This window comes from Thiobacillus sp. SCN 63-57, assembly GCF_001725555.1.
GTDB lineage: Bacteria > Pseudomonadota > Gammaproteobacteria > Burkholderiales > Thiobacillaceae > Thiobacillus.
The window spans coordinates 85,334-101,324 of the sequence record NZ_MEGP01000001.1 but is presented as its reverse complement, the minus strand read 5'-3'; the positions used below and the strand labels follow the sequence as shown (position 1 = coordinate 101,324).

The 15,991-nt window shown below is 64.0% G+C and carries 17 protein-coding genes; 8 read left to right on the top strand and 9 right to left on the bottom strand.

All coding sequences use genetic code 11. The annotated features are described in order from the left end of the window. Positions 1-3: 3 nt before the first annotated feature. Entirely contained in the window at positions 4-351 is a 348-nt protein-coding gene (locus ABT23_RS00525) for a TusE/DsrC/DsvC family sulfur relay protein (RefSeq protein ID WP_296629678.1), read from the bottom strand. A 104-nt stretch (positions 352-455) separates the two neighbouring features. On the opposite strand from ABT23_RS00525, the gene ABT23_RS00520 reads away from it, so the two are divergent. Then, positions 456-1,310 carry a LysR family transcriptional regulator gene (locus tag ABT23_RS00520; protein WP_296629677.1) on the top strand — a complete coding sequence of 285 codons (855 nt, stop codon included), beginning with the start codon at positions 456-458 and terminating at the stop codon, positions 1,308-1,310. Between the two features lie 19 nt (positions 1,311-1,329). Further along, a complete protein-coding gene (locus tag ABT23_RS00515) occupies positions 1,330-1,725 on the top strand; it encodes a hypothetical protein (RefSeq protein ID WP_296629675.1) in 396 nt (131 codons plus the stop codon). Positions 1,726-1,745: 20 nt separating this feature from the next. Here the strand turns inward: ABT23_RS00515 and ABT23_RS00510 are convergent, their stop codons facing one another. The 7 genes from ABT23_RS00510 to ABT23_RS00480 all read right to left on the bottom strand — a co-directional run bounded on the left by ABT23_RS00510 (position 1,746) and on the right by ABT23_RS00480 (position 8,710). After that, positions 1,746-2,357, bottom strand: coding sequence for a class I SAM-dependent methyltransferase (locus ABT23_RS00510; RefSeq protein ID WP_296629674.1), 612 nt, complete (start codon positions 2,355-2,357; stop codon positions 1,746-1,748). A gap of 10 nt (positions 2,358-2,367) precedes the next feature. After that, positions 2,368-3,078, bottom strand: coding sequence for a DsbC family protein (locus ABT23_RS00505; RefSeq protein ID WP_296629672.1), 711 nt, complete (start codon positions 3,076-3,078; stop codon positions 2,368-2,370). A 30-nt stretch (positions 3,079-3,108) separates the two neighbouring features. After that, entirely contained in the window at positions 3,109-4,269 is a 1,161-nt protein-coding gene (locus ABT23_RS00500) for a UbiH/UbiF family hydroxylase (protein WP_296629670.1), read from the bottom strand. Further along, positions 4,266-5,414, bottom strand: coding sequence for an FAD-dependent monooxygenase (locus tag ABT23_RS00495; protein ID WP_296629669.1), 1,149 nt, complete (start codon positions 5,412-5,414; stop codon positions 4,266-4,268). The genes ABT23_RS00500 and ABT23_RS00495 overlap by 4 nt, the downstream gene beginning before the upstream one ends. Then, a complete protein-coding gene (locus ABT23_RS00490; RefSeq protein WP_296629667.1) occupies positions 5,399-6,700 on the bottom strand; it encodes an aminopeptidase P N-terminal domain-containing protein in 1,302 nt (433 codons plus the stop codon). Before ABT23_RS00490 ends, ABT23_RS00495 begins: the two co-directional genes overlap by 16 nt. Further along, positions 6,690-7,391, bottom strand: coding sequence for an N-acetylmuramate alpha-1-phosphate uridylyltransferase MurU (gene murU, locus ABT23_RS00485; protein WP_296629665.1), 702 nt, complete (start codon positions 7,389-7,391; stop codon positions 6,690-6,692). Before murU ends, ABT23_RS00490 begins: the two co-directional genes overlap by 11 nt. Before the next feature lie 311 nt (positions 7,392-7,702). Beyond that, on the bottom strand, positions 7,703-8,710 hold the full coding sequence (locus ABT23_RS00480; RefSeq protein ID WP_296629664.1) for a phosphotransferase: 1,008 nt from the start codon (positions 8,708-8,710) through the stop codon (positions 7,703-7,705). A gap of 58 nt (positions 8,711-8,768) precedes the next feature. On the opposite strand from ABT23_RS00480, the gene ABT23_RS00475 reads away from it, so the two are divergent. From ABT23_RS00475 to ABT23_RS00450, 6 genes are all read left to right on the top strand, one after another. Then, entirely contained in the window at positions 8,769-10,961 is a 2,193-nt protein-coding gene (locus tag ABT23_RS00475) for an LPS-assembly protein LptD (protein ID WP_296629662.1), read from the top strand. After that, positions 10,939-12,249, top strand: a complete 1,311-nt coding sequence (locus ABT23_RS00470) for a peptidylprolyl isomerase (RefSeq protein WP_296629659.1) — start codon at positions 10,939-10,941, stop codon at positions 12,247-12,249. The genes ABT23_RS00475 and ABT23_RS00470 overlap by 23 nt, the downstream gene beginning before the upstream one ends. Positions 12,250-12,274: 25 nt before the next feature. Beyond that, complete coding sequence (gene pdxA, locus ABT23_RS00465; RefSeq protein WP_296629658.1) at positions 12,275-13,252, top strand: 4-hydroxythreonine-4-phosphate dehydrogenase PdxA; 978 nt, start codon at positions 12,275-12,277, stop codon at positions 13,250-13,252. A 46-nt stretch (positions 13,253-13,298) separates the two neighbouring features. Further along, positions 13,299-14,072: a 16S rRNA (adenine(1518)-N(6)/adenine(1519)-N(6))-dimethyltransferase RsmA gene (gene rsmA / locus ABT23_RS00460; protein WP_296629656.1), complete on the top strand. Its 774-nt coding sequence runs from the start codon at positions 13,299-13,301 to the stop codon at positions 14,070-14,072. Positions 14,073-14,226: 154 nt separating this feature from the next. Beyond that, positions 14,227-14,904, top strand: a complete 678-nt coding sequence (locus ABT23_RS00455; RefSeq protein WP_296629654.1) for an OmpA family protein — start codon at positions 14,227-14,229, stop codon at positions 14,902-14,904. Positions 14,905-14,930: 26 nt separating this feature from the next. Beyond that, positions 14,931-15,530 (top strand): DUF4202 domain-containing protein, encoded by a 600-nt coding sequence (locus ABT23_RS00450; RefSeq protein ID WP_296629652.1) that lies wholly within the window; start codon positions 14,931-14,933, stop codon positions 15,528-15,530. Between the two features lie 35 nt (positions 15,531-15,565). Here the strand turns inward: ABT23_RS00450 and gloA are convergent, their stop codons facing one another. After that, positions 15,566-15,970 (bottom strand): lactoylglutathione lyase, encoded by a 405-nt coding sequence (gene gloA / locus ABT23_RS00445; RefSeq protein ID WP_296629650.1) that lies wholly within the window; start codon positions 15,968-15,970, stop codon positions 15,566-15,568. Positions 15,971-15,991 lie beyond the last annotated feature (21 nt).

The following is a 15,991-nucleotide window of genomic DNA, read 5'->3' as shown; positions in this document are numbered from 1 at the left end:
TGCTCACACGTCGAGCATCAGTTTCAGCGGCTTGCGCATGCCTGCGATACGGCATGCCTGCTGGCCATAGCCATGCGTAAACAGGTCGTACAGGGCCTGCTTGGCGGCACGCTTATCCCGTCCGCCTTCGGCCAGGTGCTGGATCACCCGGCGCGCTTCCGGCACGCTTTCGGTATCGCCGTACCAGGCACGGATGAAATCGATCACCTGCCAATGAGCGGGCGTCAGCACCAGGCCGTCCTCGGCCGCCAGCAATTGGGCAACAGCCCGGCTCCAGTTGGCTGGATCGAGCAAATAACCCTCGTTGTCGCGCTCGGGTATCAGACTGGCCAGTTCGGCTCGGCGGTTCATGGCAGGCTCCTTGTTCTTGAGACGAGCCCAGTTTAGAGAACTCTTATATATCCATCCAACGATAAATTTTGGTGTTTAATATCGGCAAAACCGATACTTGAAATATGGACACCGAACTCGCTCGTACTTTCCTGGCTGTGGCCGCCACCGGCAACTTCGTCGCCGCAGCAAGCCGTCTCCACATCACGCAGTCAACCGTCAGCGCGCGCATTCATACGCTGGAAACCACGCTGGGTGCACGTCTCTTCCATCGCGGACGCAATGGCGCCGAACTGACGCCTTCGGGAAAACGCTTCCTGCGCCACGCCAAGCATCTGGTCCGCACGCTGGAGCAGGCGCTGCACGACGTCGGCCTGCCGCAGGGGTTTCGCGACGTGCTGACCCTGTCCGGGCGCATCGCGCTGTGGGAAGGCTTCCTGCCGCACTGGGTGGACTGGATGCGCAAGGCCGCGCCGGACGTCTCATTGCGCCTGGAAATCGGATTCGAATCCGACATCATGCAAAGCCTGATCGAAGGCACGGTGGACATCGGCGTGATGTATACGCCAACCTCGCGCCCCGGTCTGGTGGTGGAACCGCTGTTCGACGAAACCCTGCTGCTGGTGACCAACGACCTTGCGCGCGGCTGGCCGGACGAAGGCTACATCCACATCGACTGGGGCCCGGAATTTCATGCCCAATTCAGCGACCACTATCCCGATGCGCCTCCGCCCACGCTGGTCGCCAACATCGGCTGGCTGGGCGTGCAGCAGCTCCTGACCTATGGCGGCAGCGGGTATTTTCCGCAGCGCCTGGTGCGCCACTATATTGAAGACGGCCTGCTGTGGCCTGTGCCGGACAGCCCGCAGTTCAAGCTACCCGCCTATATGGTGTTCCCGCGCGACAGCGAGAGCGACAGCGCCACCTTGAAGCGGGCGCTCGATGGCCTGCGGGAACTGGCTCAGGCGGAACAGTCGTGATACGGACAGGGTAGGCCGCATGAACCTGCGCCTTGTGCGCGGCTTGGGCCTGCTGGCCACCGTACTTTTTCTGGCAGGCTGCTTCACCGACGCCGCGACCCGGCTGGCCTATGACATCGAGTCCGGCGTGAACCGCATGAACCGGCAGAACGAAGCGCGCCACAGCATCCGGCACACGCCCGCGGAATCCAGCGAATGCGCAGGCCCTTACACCGTGCAGTTCGACAAGGTCGGGGCCTTGATCGTGTGGTGCAAGGATACGGCCGGAAACATCGTCGCAAGCGGCAGCACGTCATATCACGCGCGCTTCATCGATACGCCGGCAACCTACATTCTGGACAAGCCGGCCGGTTCAATCCTGACGATAGACCTGGAGCGCCGCGCAGGCCGCGTGGTCGTGGCCGACATGCACTAACCCCCTCGACAGGGCGAGACTCAACCGCCCGGCTTCCGCGCCACCAGGTCGATCAGGGCCGACATGCCATGATGATGGCTGCCCTCGCGGATGACGGACTCATGCTCGGCCAGATGCAGGATGTCCCAGTCTCCGAACCAGTCGCGCAACAGCCCGGCGGTATACATATTGGCCGCGTTGGGGGGACCGCCGGTACCGAACTCGATCTGCTTCGGCGTGTAGCCCTGCAGAATCAGCAGCCCGCCGGGCTTCAGACAGCGGCGGATGCCGGCGATGACATGATCGCGCTCTGGTGGCGGCGCGAACTGGATGAAGATGGCGGCCACCAGATCGTAGGCCGCTTCCGGCCAATTCCAGCCGAGAATGTCGACCTGCTCGAAGTCCAGCGACACGCCGCGGACGGCCGCCAGCTTGCGGGCCTTTTCAAGCGCCACCGGCGACACGTCGACCGCATGCACCCTGGCGCCCTGCTCGGCCAGCCATACGCCGTTGCGGCCTTCGCCGTCCGCGATGGACAAGGCCCGCATTCCGGGCTGGATGTGTGCAACCTGGCTTTCGAGGAATCGGTTGGGTGCGGTGCCGAAGATGTAGTCGTCGGTGGCGTACCGCGCGTCCCAGAAACCCGAACTCATCCCGCCATCCTCACTTGGCGTTGGCGGCGAGCAGTTTTTCGAGCTGCGCAGCCGGCACCATGCCGGGTACGCGCTGGCCGTTGGCAAAGAACAGGGTCGGCGTACCGGACACCTTCAGTTTGTTGCCCAGCGCAATGGTCTCCTCTACCGGGTTGCTGCACTTGCCGTCATTCTTGGGCACCGCGCCGTTCGTGATGTAGTTTTCCCACGCCTTGTTGCGGTCGGGCGCGCACCAGATCTGCTTCGAGGTCTGGGTGGCCTGGGGATGCAGGCCTTCGATCGGATAAAGGAAGGTATACACCGTGATGTTGTCGACCTTGGCGAGCTCGGCTTCGAACTTGCGGCAATAGGGGCAATCGACGTCGGAAAACAGGACCAGCTTGCGTGCGCCGTTCCCTTTGACGGTTTTCAGCGCATTGCCGAACGGAAAGCTGTCCCATTTCACGGCCTGCAACTGGTTCAAACGCGCCTGGGTCAGATTGGCACGGTTCTTCAGGTCGATCACGTCGCCGGCGAACACGTATTGCGCCTTGGCATCCACATAAACCAGCTGACCGTCGAGATAGACCTCGAACAGCCCGCTGTAGGGCGTCTTCTGAACCGAGCTGATGGTGGCGCCCGGGAACTGCTGCAGCAGCGCCTTGCGGATGACCGTTTCATTGGCCTGCGCGGTCGTGGCGAACAGCAGGGTTGCGGCCAGCGCCAGGGGGGTGAATTTCATTCGAGACTCCAAAAAAACATCATGAAAAACCTAGGACATCGCCTCGCGAACCAGGGCCGCCTTCATCGGCGGCAGGTGATCCACGATCCGCATCCCGGCATTGCGCAGCCAGCCGGCGCGCGTGTCGGCAAACAGATGATGCAGGCCATGGGTGAGCGCCTGCATCCGCCGCACCGGTTCGGCACGCTCGCGGGCATAGCGTTGTAACACACGGACATCACCGCAATAAGAACGGGCTGGACGCCGGGCCAGCACGTCGACCAGGATTTCGGCATCGCCAAAGCCCAGATTGACGCCCTGTCCCGCCAACGGGTGCACGCCATGGGCCGCGTCGCCGATCAGCGCCACGCCGGGCGCAACGACGGCGTCCACCCGGATCAGCCGCAGCGGGAATGCCGCAGCGGACGTGAGCAGATGCAGGTCGCCCAGCCGATCGTGTCCCGCCGCACGCACCTTATCGGCCAGGGCCACCCCGTCCAGGGCAAGCAGTTCGTCCGCATGCGCTGTCCGGGTTGACCAGACCATCGACATACGGTTCCCCCCCAGCGGCAGCCAGGCCAGGATATCGCTGTCGAAAAACCACTGGAATGCAGTACCGCGATGCGGACGCTCGCATTCGAAATTGGCGACCACCCCGCTCTGGCCATAGGGCGTCAACGTCGAAGTCAGGCCGGCCCATTCGCGGATACGCGAGGCGGCGCCGTCGGCGCCGACCACGAGGTCGGCCTCCAGCGTCGTGCCGTCGGCCAGCGTCAGCCGGGTGGATGCACCATCCCTGTCGAGGGATTCGATCGCCGCAGGGCAATGCAGCGCCACGTTGCCGTCGGCCTCGATCGCCTGCCACAAGGCATGCTGCAAGCGTCCGCTTTCGAGTATGGTCGCCAGATGCGACACGCCCGATTCGTAGGCATCGAGACGGATCGTGCCGTGGGCGTCGCCCGTCACATCCATGCGATACACCGGCTGGATACGATCGGTGTCCAGCCGCTGCCAGGCGCCGATGCGTTCGAGAAAGCGCTGCGGCGCCGGACTGATGGCATAGATGCGCGTGTCCCAGGTATCGGTTGGAGTCGCGGGCGGCTGGCGCTCGACCAGCGCAACCCGCACGCCCTGTCGCCCAAGCGCCAGGGCGGCCGCCGTGCCCACCAGCCCGGCACCGACGATGACGACCTGATAGCGTTCGCCGCTCATCCGCGCGCACCGAACATCATGCGCCGCGCGACGAAGATTTTCAGCGGCGGCAAGGCCTCCAGCGCCAGCAGGCCCAAGCCGCGCGCATGGCGCAGCGGCGCGACGTCATTGGAGAACACCCGCACCAGGAAATCGGTAAAACCGAGGCCGCCCATCACGTCGGCCCGGCGCCCACGGGCATAGGCCGCCAGCATGGCCGAGCCACCTATCTCCGCCTCGGCCGTGTCGCCGCACAGGTTCGCCAGTTCCCAGGCGTCGCGCAGGCCGATGTTGAACCCCTGGCCGGCAACCGGATGCAGCGTCTGCGCGGCATTGCCGATGCGCACCACGCGCCCGACCGCTTCGCTGCCGGTATACGCCAGCCTGAGCGGAAAGGTCTTGCGCGGACTGGCCTGGAGGAACAGCCCCTGGCGGCCGCCGAAGTGGCGCTGCAAGGTGGCGAGAAACTCCGCGTCCGGCAGAGCGGCGATGCGCTGGGCCTCGTCGCTGCGCGCAGTCCACACCAATGCGTACCGATCGTCCTTCGGCAGCAGGGCCGCCGGTCCTTCGGGGGTAAAACGCTCGAAAGCCTGGTTGGCGTGCGGCAATTCGGTCTCGACGTCGCACACCACAGCCATCTGATCGTAGTCGCGTTCGAACCTGGGCGGAGGTGCCTGGTCGCCGCGCCCACCGTCGGCCACCACCACCAGCGGCGCAGCCAGCGTACGTCCATCTGCGGCATGCAGGGTCGCGGCCTCGGTGCCGGACTCGATACGGTCCACCGCCACGCCATACTCGACCGCGATACCCGCATCGCCCAGCATCTGCTTCAAGACGGCGGTGAGTTCGGCGTAGGGCAGCACGTAGCCCAATGCCGGCACGCCGATTTCTTTCGCCGCAAGCCGCGCCACACCGAGCGCACCGCGCTGGGAGATATGGATACGGGTGATCGGCGTGACGCCGCCGAGTTTCTCCCATACGCCTAGGCGCTCGAGGATCAGTCGCGAGCCATGCGAGAGCGCCAGGGTGCGGGCATCGGCGCGCGCGTCGGCCGGCTGCGCCTCGAGCACACGTGCGGCGATTCCCTGCTGCCGCAGCGCCAATGCGCACACGGCACCGACGGGGCCGGCGCCGACTATCAGTACGCTGTTCACGGGTTCATCCATGCCTCGATCTCCGCGACCGTTTTCGGCGGGGTGGTCAGCACCTCGCAGCCCGACCCGGTTACCACCACGTCGTCCTCGATGCGGATACCGATATTCCAGAATGCCTCGGGCACGTCGTCCGCCGGACGGATATAGAGGCCGGGCTCGACCGTCAGCGTCATGCCGGGCACCAGCGGTCGCCATTCGCCCTGCAGCTTGTATTCGCCGGCATCGTGCACGTCCATACCCAGCCAATGACCGGTGCGGTGCATGTAGAAACGGCTGTAGCCGCCCGATTCGATCAGGCCGTCGACCTCGCCCTGGAGCAGGCCGAGGTCGACCATGCCTTGCGTCAGCACGCGCACCGCCGCCTCGTGCGGGCTGTTCCAGTGATTGCCGGGGCGCACCGTATCGATCGCCGCCGCCTGCGCAGCCAGAACCAGCTCGTAGGCATCTTTCTGCGCCGCCGAAAAGCGGCCGTTCACCGGAAAGGTGCGGGTGATGTCGGCCGCATAGCTGCCGAACTCGGCGGCGGCGTCGATCAGTAGTAGGTCGCCGTCGCGCAGTGGCTTGTTGTTGAAGACGTAATGCAGCACGCATGCGTTGGCGCCGCTGGCGACGATGGACGTGTAGGCCGGCGCTTCGGCGCCGCCGCGACGGAAGGCCGAGAGCAGTTCCGCCTCGATCTCGTATTCATGGCCGCCCGGCCGGGTCGCGCGCATGGCAGCACGATGCGCGCCGGTGGAGATCTCGGCGGCACGGCGCATCAGGGCCAGTTCGTGGCCATCCTTGACGAGACGCATCTCGTCCAGCCAGATGCGTGCGTCGACCATGCGGTTGGGCGCATGCACGCCACTGCGCGCCTTGCTGCGCACCGTATTGAGCCAGCCCATCACCTGCGTGTCCCAGGCCATGTCGCGGCCGATGAGGTAGGCCAGCGTCGGCTGATTCTCCAGCAGTCTGGGCAGTTCCGCATCCAGCGTGTCATACGCAAAGGTGTCGTCGAAGGCGAAGACCTCGCGGGCCGCCGCGGGCCCATAACGGAAACCGTCCCAGATTTCACGCTCCTCGTTCTTCTCGCGACAGAACAGGATGTGGCGCGGTGCGGCGCCTCCGACCAGCACCACCACCGCCTCCGGTTCGTTGAAGCCGGTCAGCCAGTAGAAATAGCTGTCGTGCCGGTAGGGATAGTGGGTGTCGCGGTTACGTGCCACCTCCGGCGCGGTCGCGATGACCATCACCCCTTCACCCAGCTGTTCAAGGACTCGCTCGCGGCGGGCACGATAAATGGCGGAATCAGGCTGCATGGTGTTGTCTCAACTCCTCGTCCAGGGCCGTCAGGCGGGCCGGCGTACCGACATCGATCCACCGCCCGGAATAATGCTCGCCGCTCGCCCGTCCGGCATCGATCGCCAGCCGCAGCAGCGGTGCCAGTGGCGCTTTCTCGCCCGCCACCGTGTGGGCGAACAGCGCACGATGGTAGACGCCAATGCCTGAAAAGGTGAGGCGTAAGGGGTGAGGGGTGAAGGGCGAATCGGCATCATGCAACCTGCTGCCGTCGAGCACGAAGTCACCTCTGGGATGATGCGGCGGATTGTCGACCAGCACCAGGTGGGCCTGGTCGTGGCCGGCGGCGAGCCGCACCAGCGGTTCGACAAGCCGGCTGAAATCAAATTCGCAGTAAATGTCGCCATTGACCACGGGGAATACCTCGCTCTCGATCAAGGGAAGCGCGGTGGCGATTCCGCCCGCGGTTTCCAGCGCGCTGACTTCGCGCGAATACTCGATCGACACGCCGAACGCGGCGCCGTTCCCCAGCGCATCCTCGATCTGCTGGCCGAGATGGGCATGGTTGATGACGATATGGGTGAAACCGGCCGCACGCAGGCGCTCGATGTGCCAGACGATGAGCGCCTTGCCGCCCACCGACAGCAGCGGCTTGGGGGTGTGGTCGGTGAGCGGGCGCATGCGTTCGCCGCGGCCGGCGGCGAGGATCATGGCGGTTTTTACGTGAACAGCATTCAACACGAATGGCCCGTTAGAGTTGCCAATCTGATTTGACACACAGGAATGGAAGCCCAAATAGTAATCGCAAATCCCCAGTCATCGCCGCCCTGGTCTCGACTTTCTCCCCTTACAGCTCCGCCGAAAATCGGGGATGTCGGGGTGCTCTTCTTTTGGTTACTTTTCTTGGGCAAGCAAGAAAAGTGACTTGCCGCCGGGCAACCCCCGGCCAACGACCAGTTGGCTTGTGAAGGCCCTTCGACAAGCTCAGGGCGAACGGTGCGAAGGACAACGCGCCGCGCCTCCTAGAACGTATACCCCACCTTCACTTCCCGGTTCTCCAGCCCATCCAGCAAGAACAGCAGTGGCTTCAGTTCGTCATACCGCTCGCACACCTTACGCAAATAATGCATCACCCGCGGCATGTCCTTCAGGTAGCCGTCCTTGCCGTCGCGGTGATACAGCCGCGCAAAGATGCCGAGCACCTTGATCTGGCGCTGCGCGCCCATCCACTCGAAATCGCGCCAGAACTCGCCGAAGTCCTCGCGCACCGGCAGGCGGGCGGCACGGGCCTTTTCCCAGTAGCGGATCACCCAGTCGAGCTGCTGCTCTTCGTCCCACTGGATGTAGGCGTCGCGGTAGATCGAGGCGAGATCGTAGGTGATGGGGCCATAGACCGCGTCCTGGAAGTCGAGGATGCCGGGGTTGGGATCGGACACCATTAGATTGCGCGAATGCCAGTCGCGATGCACGTAGACCTGCGGCTGCGCCAGGTTGTTGGCAAGAAGACGTTCGAACACGGTCTCGAGGACGGCTTTCTGCTCGTCCTTCATGGCGACGCCCAGGTGTTTCGCCACGTACCACTCGGGAAACAGCATCAGTTCGCGGGTCAGCAGCGCGCGATCATAGTCCGGCAGCACACCGGGACGGCTCGCTTGCTGGATGCGGATCAGCGCGTCGTTCGACGCCAGATACAGTTCGCGTGCCACGTCTTGCTTGGAGGCGGCTTCGTCGAGCGCCGACAGATAGGTGGTATTGCCCAGATCAGTCAGCAGCAGAAAGCCCCGGTCGAGGTCTTGTGCCAATACCTGCGGCACATTGACGCCGGCATCGGCAAACAGCCGGGCGACGGCAATGAATGGCCGGCAATCCTCGTGCGCCGGCGGGGCGTCCATCACGATATAATCGCGGCCTTTGGCAGTGACGCGAAAATAGCGGCGAAAGCTGGCGTCCGCCGACGCCGGGGCGATGTCAAGCGACTCGCCTCCCAGTTGTCGGGCGGCCCAGTCCTGTAAAGCTTGCAAACGTTCCACTGCCACACTGCTCCGAATAACGCTGTTTCTGATAACCCTGGCCCGGATTTTACATCGCTTGTCCACCTTGCCCGGCTTTACGCTCGTTGTCCTGTTGCTGACTGCCGGTTCCGCGGCGGCGGACGGGCTCGTTCTAAAGAAGGACGTCGAACTGAAAGGCTCGACGGCGGCGGGCAAGGCGGGGCCGCTCTTCCTCACTGCGGACAAGATCGAATCGACCGCTCCCGATGTCATCGAAGCCAGCGGCAAGGTGGCGGCCCGCCAGGCCGGGCAGAATTTCTTCGCCGACTGGCTGCGCTACAACACCACGCAGAATCGGGTGGAAGCCCGCGGCCGGGTTCGCCTGGAACAGCCCGCGCTGCTGGTGGATGGCGATGCACTCGAACTCGACCTGGACGACTACAGCGGCGAACTCGCCCAGCCGGTCTACCATCTGGTCGCGCAGCATGGCCGGGGCGACGCCAGCCATATCGACTTCATCGACAAGGAGCACTACAAGCTGCAGGAGGCCACCTACACGACCTGCCCGGTGGACAACGACGACTGGTTTCTCGAGGTGGACGACCTCGACATCGACAAGAGCCGCAACGTGGGAACAGCACGCAATGCCTCGCTCCATTTCCTCGGTGTGCCGATCCTGTATACGCCCTGGATGGATTTCCCGCTCAACGACGTACGCAAGAGCGGCGTGCTGGCCCCCACCTTCGGCACCACCCAGCGCAGCGGCGTCGACTTCCTGGTGCCCTACTATCTCAACCTCGCGCCCAACTATGACGCCACGCTGTATCCGCGCCTGCTGTCCAAGCGCGGCGTGCAACTCGGCGGCGAATTCCGCTATCTGTTGAACGACGTCCATGGCGTGAACCGCCTGGAGTATCTCCCCAACGACAATGTCGCAGGCCGCTCTCGCTGGAGCGCCGCGTTGAACAACATCTACCGCCTGAACGACACGACCGAGGCCGGCATGCTGTTCAACCGCGTGTCCGACAACGATTATTTCCGCGACCTGTCCAACCTGCTTGCCGTCACCTCGCTCACCCAGCTCAACCGCGAATTCTGGGTGACCACCCAGCACACCAACTGGAGTGCGGATATTCGCGCACAAAGCTATCAGACCCTGCAGGACTCCACCTCCGCCACGCCCATCCTCGAACCTTACGCACGGCTGCCGCAGGCGCGCCTGGGCATCTCGAAAACGTTCGAGAACGGGCTGGAATTCAAGATGGACAGCGAAGCCACCCATTTCGCCCACCCCACCATGGTCGAAGGCACGCGGGTGCTGGCCTATCCAACGCTGCGCCTGCCGCTCACCAACTCGTTCGGATTCCTCACGCCGCAGATCGGCTGGCACAGCACCTACTATGCGCTGGACGATCGCGCACCGGTGCAACACATCAGCCGCAGCCTGCCCATCTTCAGCCTCGACAGTGGCGTGACCTTCGAACGTCCGTTCCACTTTGCCAGCCAGGATTACACGCAGACACTGGAACCACGCGCCTACTACGTCTACGCGCCCTACCGCGACCAATCGAATATTCCAGTATTCGATACCGCGCTGCTGGATTTCAGCTACGCGCAGATGTTCACCGAGAACCAGTTCATCGGCGGCGACCGCGTCAACGACGCCAACCAGCTGACGGTTGCGGTCACCAGCCGGTTCGTCGAGGCGACCAGCGGGCTGGAACGGCTACAGGTCACCCTCGGCCAGCGCTATTATTTCAGCACGCAACAGGTCACCCTGCCCGGCATCGCGCCGCGCACCAGCAATGCCACCGACCTGCTGGCCGCCATCAGCGGACAGGTCACGCGTAACTGGCGCATCGACACGGCATGGCAGTTCGACACCCAGAACGGCACCACCATCCGCCAGAACCTTGGCGCGTCCTACCGGCCCAGCCCCGGCCGCGTGTTGAACCTGGGTTACCGCTTCATCGACCAGACCACGGAACAGGTCGACCTGTCCGCGCAGTGGCCGCTCGCCCAGCGCTGGTACGGCATGTTCCGCTACAACTATTCCTTCAAGGACAACAAGCTGGTCGAAGGCCTGGCCGGGTTTGAATACAATGGCGGATGCTGGGCGCTGCGCGCGGTGCTGCAACGACTGGCAACCAAGGAAAACCAGTCCACCGATGCGTTGTTCTTCCAGCTGGAGTTGAACGGAATGGGGCGCATCGGCTCCAACCCACTCGACGTTTTGAAACATAGTGTTCCCGGATACAGGTCTAGCAATGAAATTATTCAAACGCCCTGAATGGCGCCGCCCGCACTGGGTCCTGGCGCTGCTGATTGCCGTGTCGGTCCTGTCGCCGGCCCATGCCGCCGTGCAGGAACTCGATCACATCGTCGCCGTCGTCAACGACGAAGTCATCACGCGCCAGGAACTGGCCCGGCGCTACGACGAGGTCGTGCACAACCTGTCGCGGCAGAACACCCCGCTGCCGCCGCGCGAGGTACTGGAGAAACAGCTGCTCGAGCGCATGGTGACCGAACTTGCGCTGCAGCAGCACGCGCGCGCCACCGGCATTCGGGTCGACCCGACGCAGGTCGAGCATGCCCTGCAGCGCATCGCCGCCCAGAACAAGCTCGACATGGCCGGGTTGCAGGCCGCGCTTGAGAAGGACGGCCAGAGCCTCGACAGCATGCGCAACACCATCCGCAACGAGCTCCTGATTGCCCGCGCGCGCGAACGCGACGTCGACAACCGCATCTCCGTCAGCGACGCCGAAATCGAAGGCTATCTGCAGACGCAGGCTCAGCAAGGCGTGGAAACCGAATACAACTTCGCCCACATTCTGGTCACCGTACCGGAAAACGCCTCACCCGAGCAGATCCAGGCACGCCACGCGCGTGCCGAGGACATCGTCGCCCAGCTTGCCAAGGGCGCCGATTTCGCCCAGATGTCGGCCAGCTATTCCGACGCCTCCAACGCGCTGCAGGGCGGTGAATTCGGCTGGCGCGCCAGCGGCAAGATTCCGACCCTGTTCGCCGATGCGCTGAAATCGATGCAGCCGGGCCAGATCAGCCCGATCCTGCGAAGCAGTAACGGTTTCCACATCCTCAAGCTCATCGACAAACGCGGACTCGATGCCACGCTCACCGTGACGCAGACACACGCGCGCCACATCCTCATCAAGACCAACGAACTCACCTCGGAAGCCGACGCCCGCAACCGCCTGCTGCAACTCAAGGAACGTATCGAAAACGGCGCGAAATTCGAGGACATGGCGCGTCTGCAATCCGAGGATGCCAGTGCTTCCAAAGGCGGCGACCTTGGCTGGATCAATCCGGGCGACACCGTCCCCGAATTCGAGAAAGCCATGAACGCGCTGAAGCCCGGCCAGATCAGCGACCCCATTCAGACCCCTTTCGGCTGGCACCTGATCCAGGTCCTTGAGCGACGCAATCAGGACGTCACGCAGGAACGTCAGAAACTGCTGGCGCGCCAGGCCATCCGCGAACGCAAGGGCGATGAGGCCTTCCAGGACTGGGTGCGCCAGATCCGCGACGCGGCCTATGTCGAAATCCGCCCGATCGACTGACCGGCCCGGATTACGCGAAGAAGCCGTGGATTTGCCCCACCTCGCCCTGACGGCAGGCGAACCCGCGGGAATCGGGCCCGACCTGTGCATCGCCCTGTCGCAGCATCCCCTGCCATGCCGGCTGTCGGTCCTCGGCGACGTCGAAGTGCTGCGCGACCGTGCGGCCCGGCTCGGCATCGCGGTCGACTTCAGCTGCGGCGACACTGCGCCGGCGCACCAGCCCGGCTGGCTGCACGTGCGCCACATTCCCGCCGCCGTCCCCGTTACGACGGGCACGCTCGACACCCGCAATAGCGCCCATGTGCTGGCCCTGCTCGACGCTGCCCTCGCAGGCTGCCTCGACGGATCATTTCACGCTGTCGTCACGGCGCCGGTGCACAAGGGCATCATCAACGATGCCGGTTTCGCCTTCACGGGCCATACCGAATACCTGGCCGACCACAGCGGCACGCACCGGGTCGTCATGATGCTCGCCGGCGGCGGCCTGCGTGTCGCACTTGCCACCACCCATCTGCCCTTGCGCGCCGTCGCCGACGCCATCACGCCTGACCTGCTCGTCGAGGTGATCCGCATCCTGCATGCCGACCTGCAACGCAGATTCGGCATCGCCCGGCCGCGTATCGCCGTCGCCGGCCTCAATCCCCACGCGGGCGAATCCGGCCATTTGGGGCGCGAGGAGATCGACGTCATCGAACCCGTGCTCGACCGCCTGCGCAGCGAAGGCCTGGACCTCGTCGGCCCCCAGCCCGCCGACACGCTTTTCTCGCGCATTCGCCACGAGCCCTGCGACGCCGTGCTGGCGATGTATCACGACCAGGGCCTGCCGGTGCTCAAGTACGCGAGCTTCGGCGCCGGCGTCAATGTCACGCTCGGCCTGCCGTTCATCCGCACCTCGGTCGACCACGGCACCGCGCTCGACCTCGCCGGCAGCGGGCGCGCAGAGGTGGGCAGCCTGCTTGCGGCAATCGACATGGCACTTGAGATGGTGGGCAGCAAGCGGTAAGCCGTGAGCGGACAAAAACCACCACTCACTACTTACCGCTTACCCAATGCACACCCCCCGCAAACGCTTCGGCCAGAACTTCCTCATCGACGACGGCATCATCCACGCCATCGTCAACGCCATCCAGCCACGGCCGACCGACATCGTCGTCGAAATCGGCCCCGGCCTGGGCGCGCTCACCCGTCCCCTGCTCGAGCGCCTGCCGCATCTGCATGCCGTCGAACTCGACCGCGATATCGTCGCGCGCCTGCAGAAGACCTGGCCTGCCGAACGCCTCACCGTGCACAGCTGCGACGCGCTGAAATTCGATTTTGCACAGCTGGGTCACGACCTGCGCATCGTCGGCAACCTGCCGTACAACATTTCCACGCCGCTGCTGTTCCACCTGATGGATTTCGCCGCGCACATCCGCGACATGACCTTCATGCTGCAGAAGGAAGTCGTCGAGCGCATGGTTGCCGAACCGTCCACGCCCGATTTCGGACGGCTGTCGATCATGCTGCAGCGCCGCTTCCACCTAGAATGGCTGCTCGACGTCCCGCCCACCGCCTTCGACCCGCCGCCCAAGGTCGATTCCGCTGTGGTCCGCCTGATCCCCAAGGCGCCGGCTGAAATCGTCACGCTCGACGAGGCGCTGTTTTCGCGTGTCGTTGCCGCCGCGTTCTCGCAACGCCGAAAAACGCTCAGAAACACCCTCGGCAGCCTGGTGAAGCCGGAAGATTTCACTATGCTCGGTATCGATGCGGGGCTGCGCGCTGAAGCGCTCGCCGTGGCCGACTATGAGGCCCTCACCTTGCACCTGGCCAAACGATCCGATTAAGCCACCGGTCCATGACGGCATCGAAGCCCGTGAAAGACTTGCGCATTTCGGCAAAGCCCCATGCCTGTGGACGCCGGAACCAACTTGCGCATCGCGCCCCTAACGACGAGGCCACATTGCACCACCTGTTTCAACCTGCCCGAAAGGAATTCCCATGCACAAGCCATACATCGTCTTTCCCCTGCTGTCCGCCTTGCTGCTTTCCGCCTGCGCGACCAACGACCTGGGCGAGCCGCGCGATCTGAACAAGACTCAGACGGGAGCAATCATCGGCACGGTCAGCGGCGCCGCGCTCGGCGCGATCATCAACCACAGGAACCGCGGCAAGGGCGCGTTGATCGGCGCAGTCGGCGGCGGCCTCACGGGCGCAGGCGTCGGCTATTACATGGACCAGCAGGCGAAGGATCTACAGAAGCAGTTGCAGCCGGAAATCCAGCGCGGCGACATCAGCGTGGAGAAACGCCCGGGGGACAACGCCCTGCTGGTCAGCATGACATCCAACACCGGCTTCGATACCAACTCCACCGTCCTGAAACCGGGCTATCTCCCGACGCTGAACAAGATCGCCCATGTGCTGAATCAATATGGCAAGACGACGGTGACCGTGATCGGCCACACCGACAGCGTGGGCACGCACGCATACAACCAGGCCTTGTCCGAACGGCGCGCGCAGTCGGTGCTGGATTACTTCGCCACCCAGAACGTCAATCCGCTGCGCCTGGAGTCCTACGGCAAAGGCGAAACGGAACCGCGCGCGGATAACGCCACCGAAGCCGGCCGCCAGTTGAATCGCCGGGTCGAATTATGGATCCTCCCCGTGGTCGCCAATTGAATCCGCACCCTGTCCAGGCGCCCGCCATGATCAACCACCTCGCACACTTCAATCAGGCCATGGCCTTGTTCGACGCCGCCAATGCGGAAGATCCCAACCTGGACGAAGGCCAGCCGAAAGAGCTGCTGTACGGCCGCCGCATGTCGGAGATGATCGGCCGCTTTGCGCCGGACGCATCAGAGGTGGCGCAGCTGGCGGTACGTGCCCAGCACATCCGTCGCTGGACGGTGCCGCGCAACAGTTACCCAATGACCAAGGAGGGCTACCATGCGTGGCGGACAGGGCTTTACACGTTCCACGCCGACACGGCCGGCGAACTGATGCGCCAGGCCGGCTATGACGACGCCATGATCGAGCGCGTCAAGAAAGCGGTGGGCAAACGGGGCATCAAGGTCAACCCCGATACGCAATTGCTGGAGGACATCGCCAACCTGGTGTTCATCGAACACTACATGCTGGCGTTTGCCCAGAGCAAACCCGATTACGACGAGGCGAAATGGCTGGAGATCATCCGCCGCACCTGGGGCAAGATGTCGAAGAACGCGCAGGCCTTCGCGTTGTCCGGCCAGCTCCGATTGCCGGAGCCGTTGGTGCCGCTGATTACGAAGGCGATTGGCGGGGCGTGAGTGGTGAGTAGAAAATTCTACTTACTACTTGCTACTTACCCCTCGCTCCATCCCGCCGTTCCCTTCTGGATGAACTCGATCGGGTAACCATCCGGATCCTCGATAAAGGCTATGACCGTGGTGCCGTGCGACATCGGGCCGGCCGGGCGCAGCACCTTGCCACCCTTCGCGGCGGCAGCGTCGCATGCGGCGTAGGCATCGTCGACCTCGATGGCGATGTGGCCGTAGCCGCTGCCGACCTCATATTTCTCGACGCCCCAGTTGTAGGTCAGCTCAAGCGCGGCGCCCTTGTCTTCGCTATCGTAGCCGACGAAGGCCAGGGTGAACTTGCCGCCGGGATAATCCTTGCGACGCAGCAGTTTCATGCCGAGGACGTTGGTGTAGAAATCGATCGAGCGGTCGAGATCGCCGACTCGCAACATGGTATGAAGGATTCGCATGATGGTTACACCTGGCTGGCG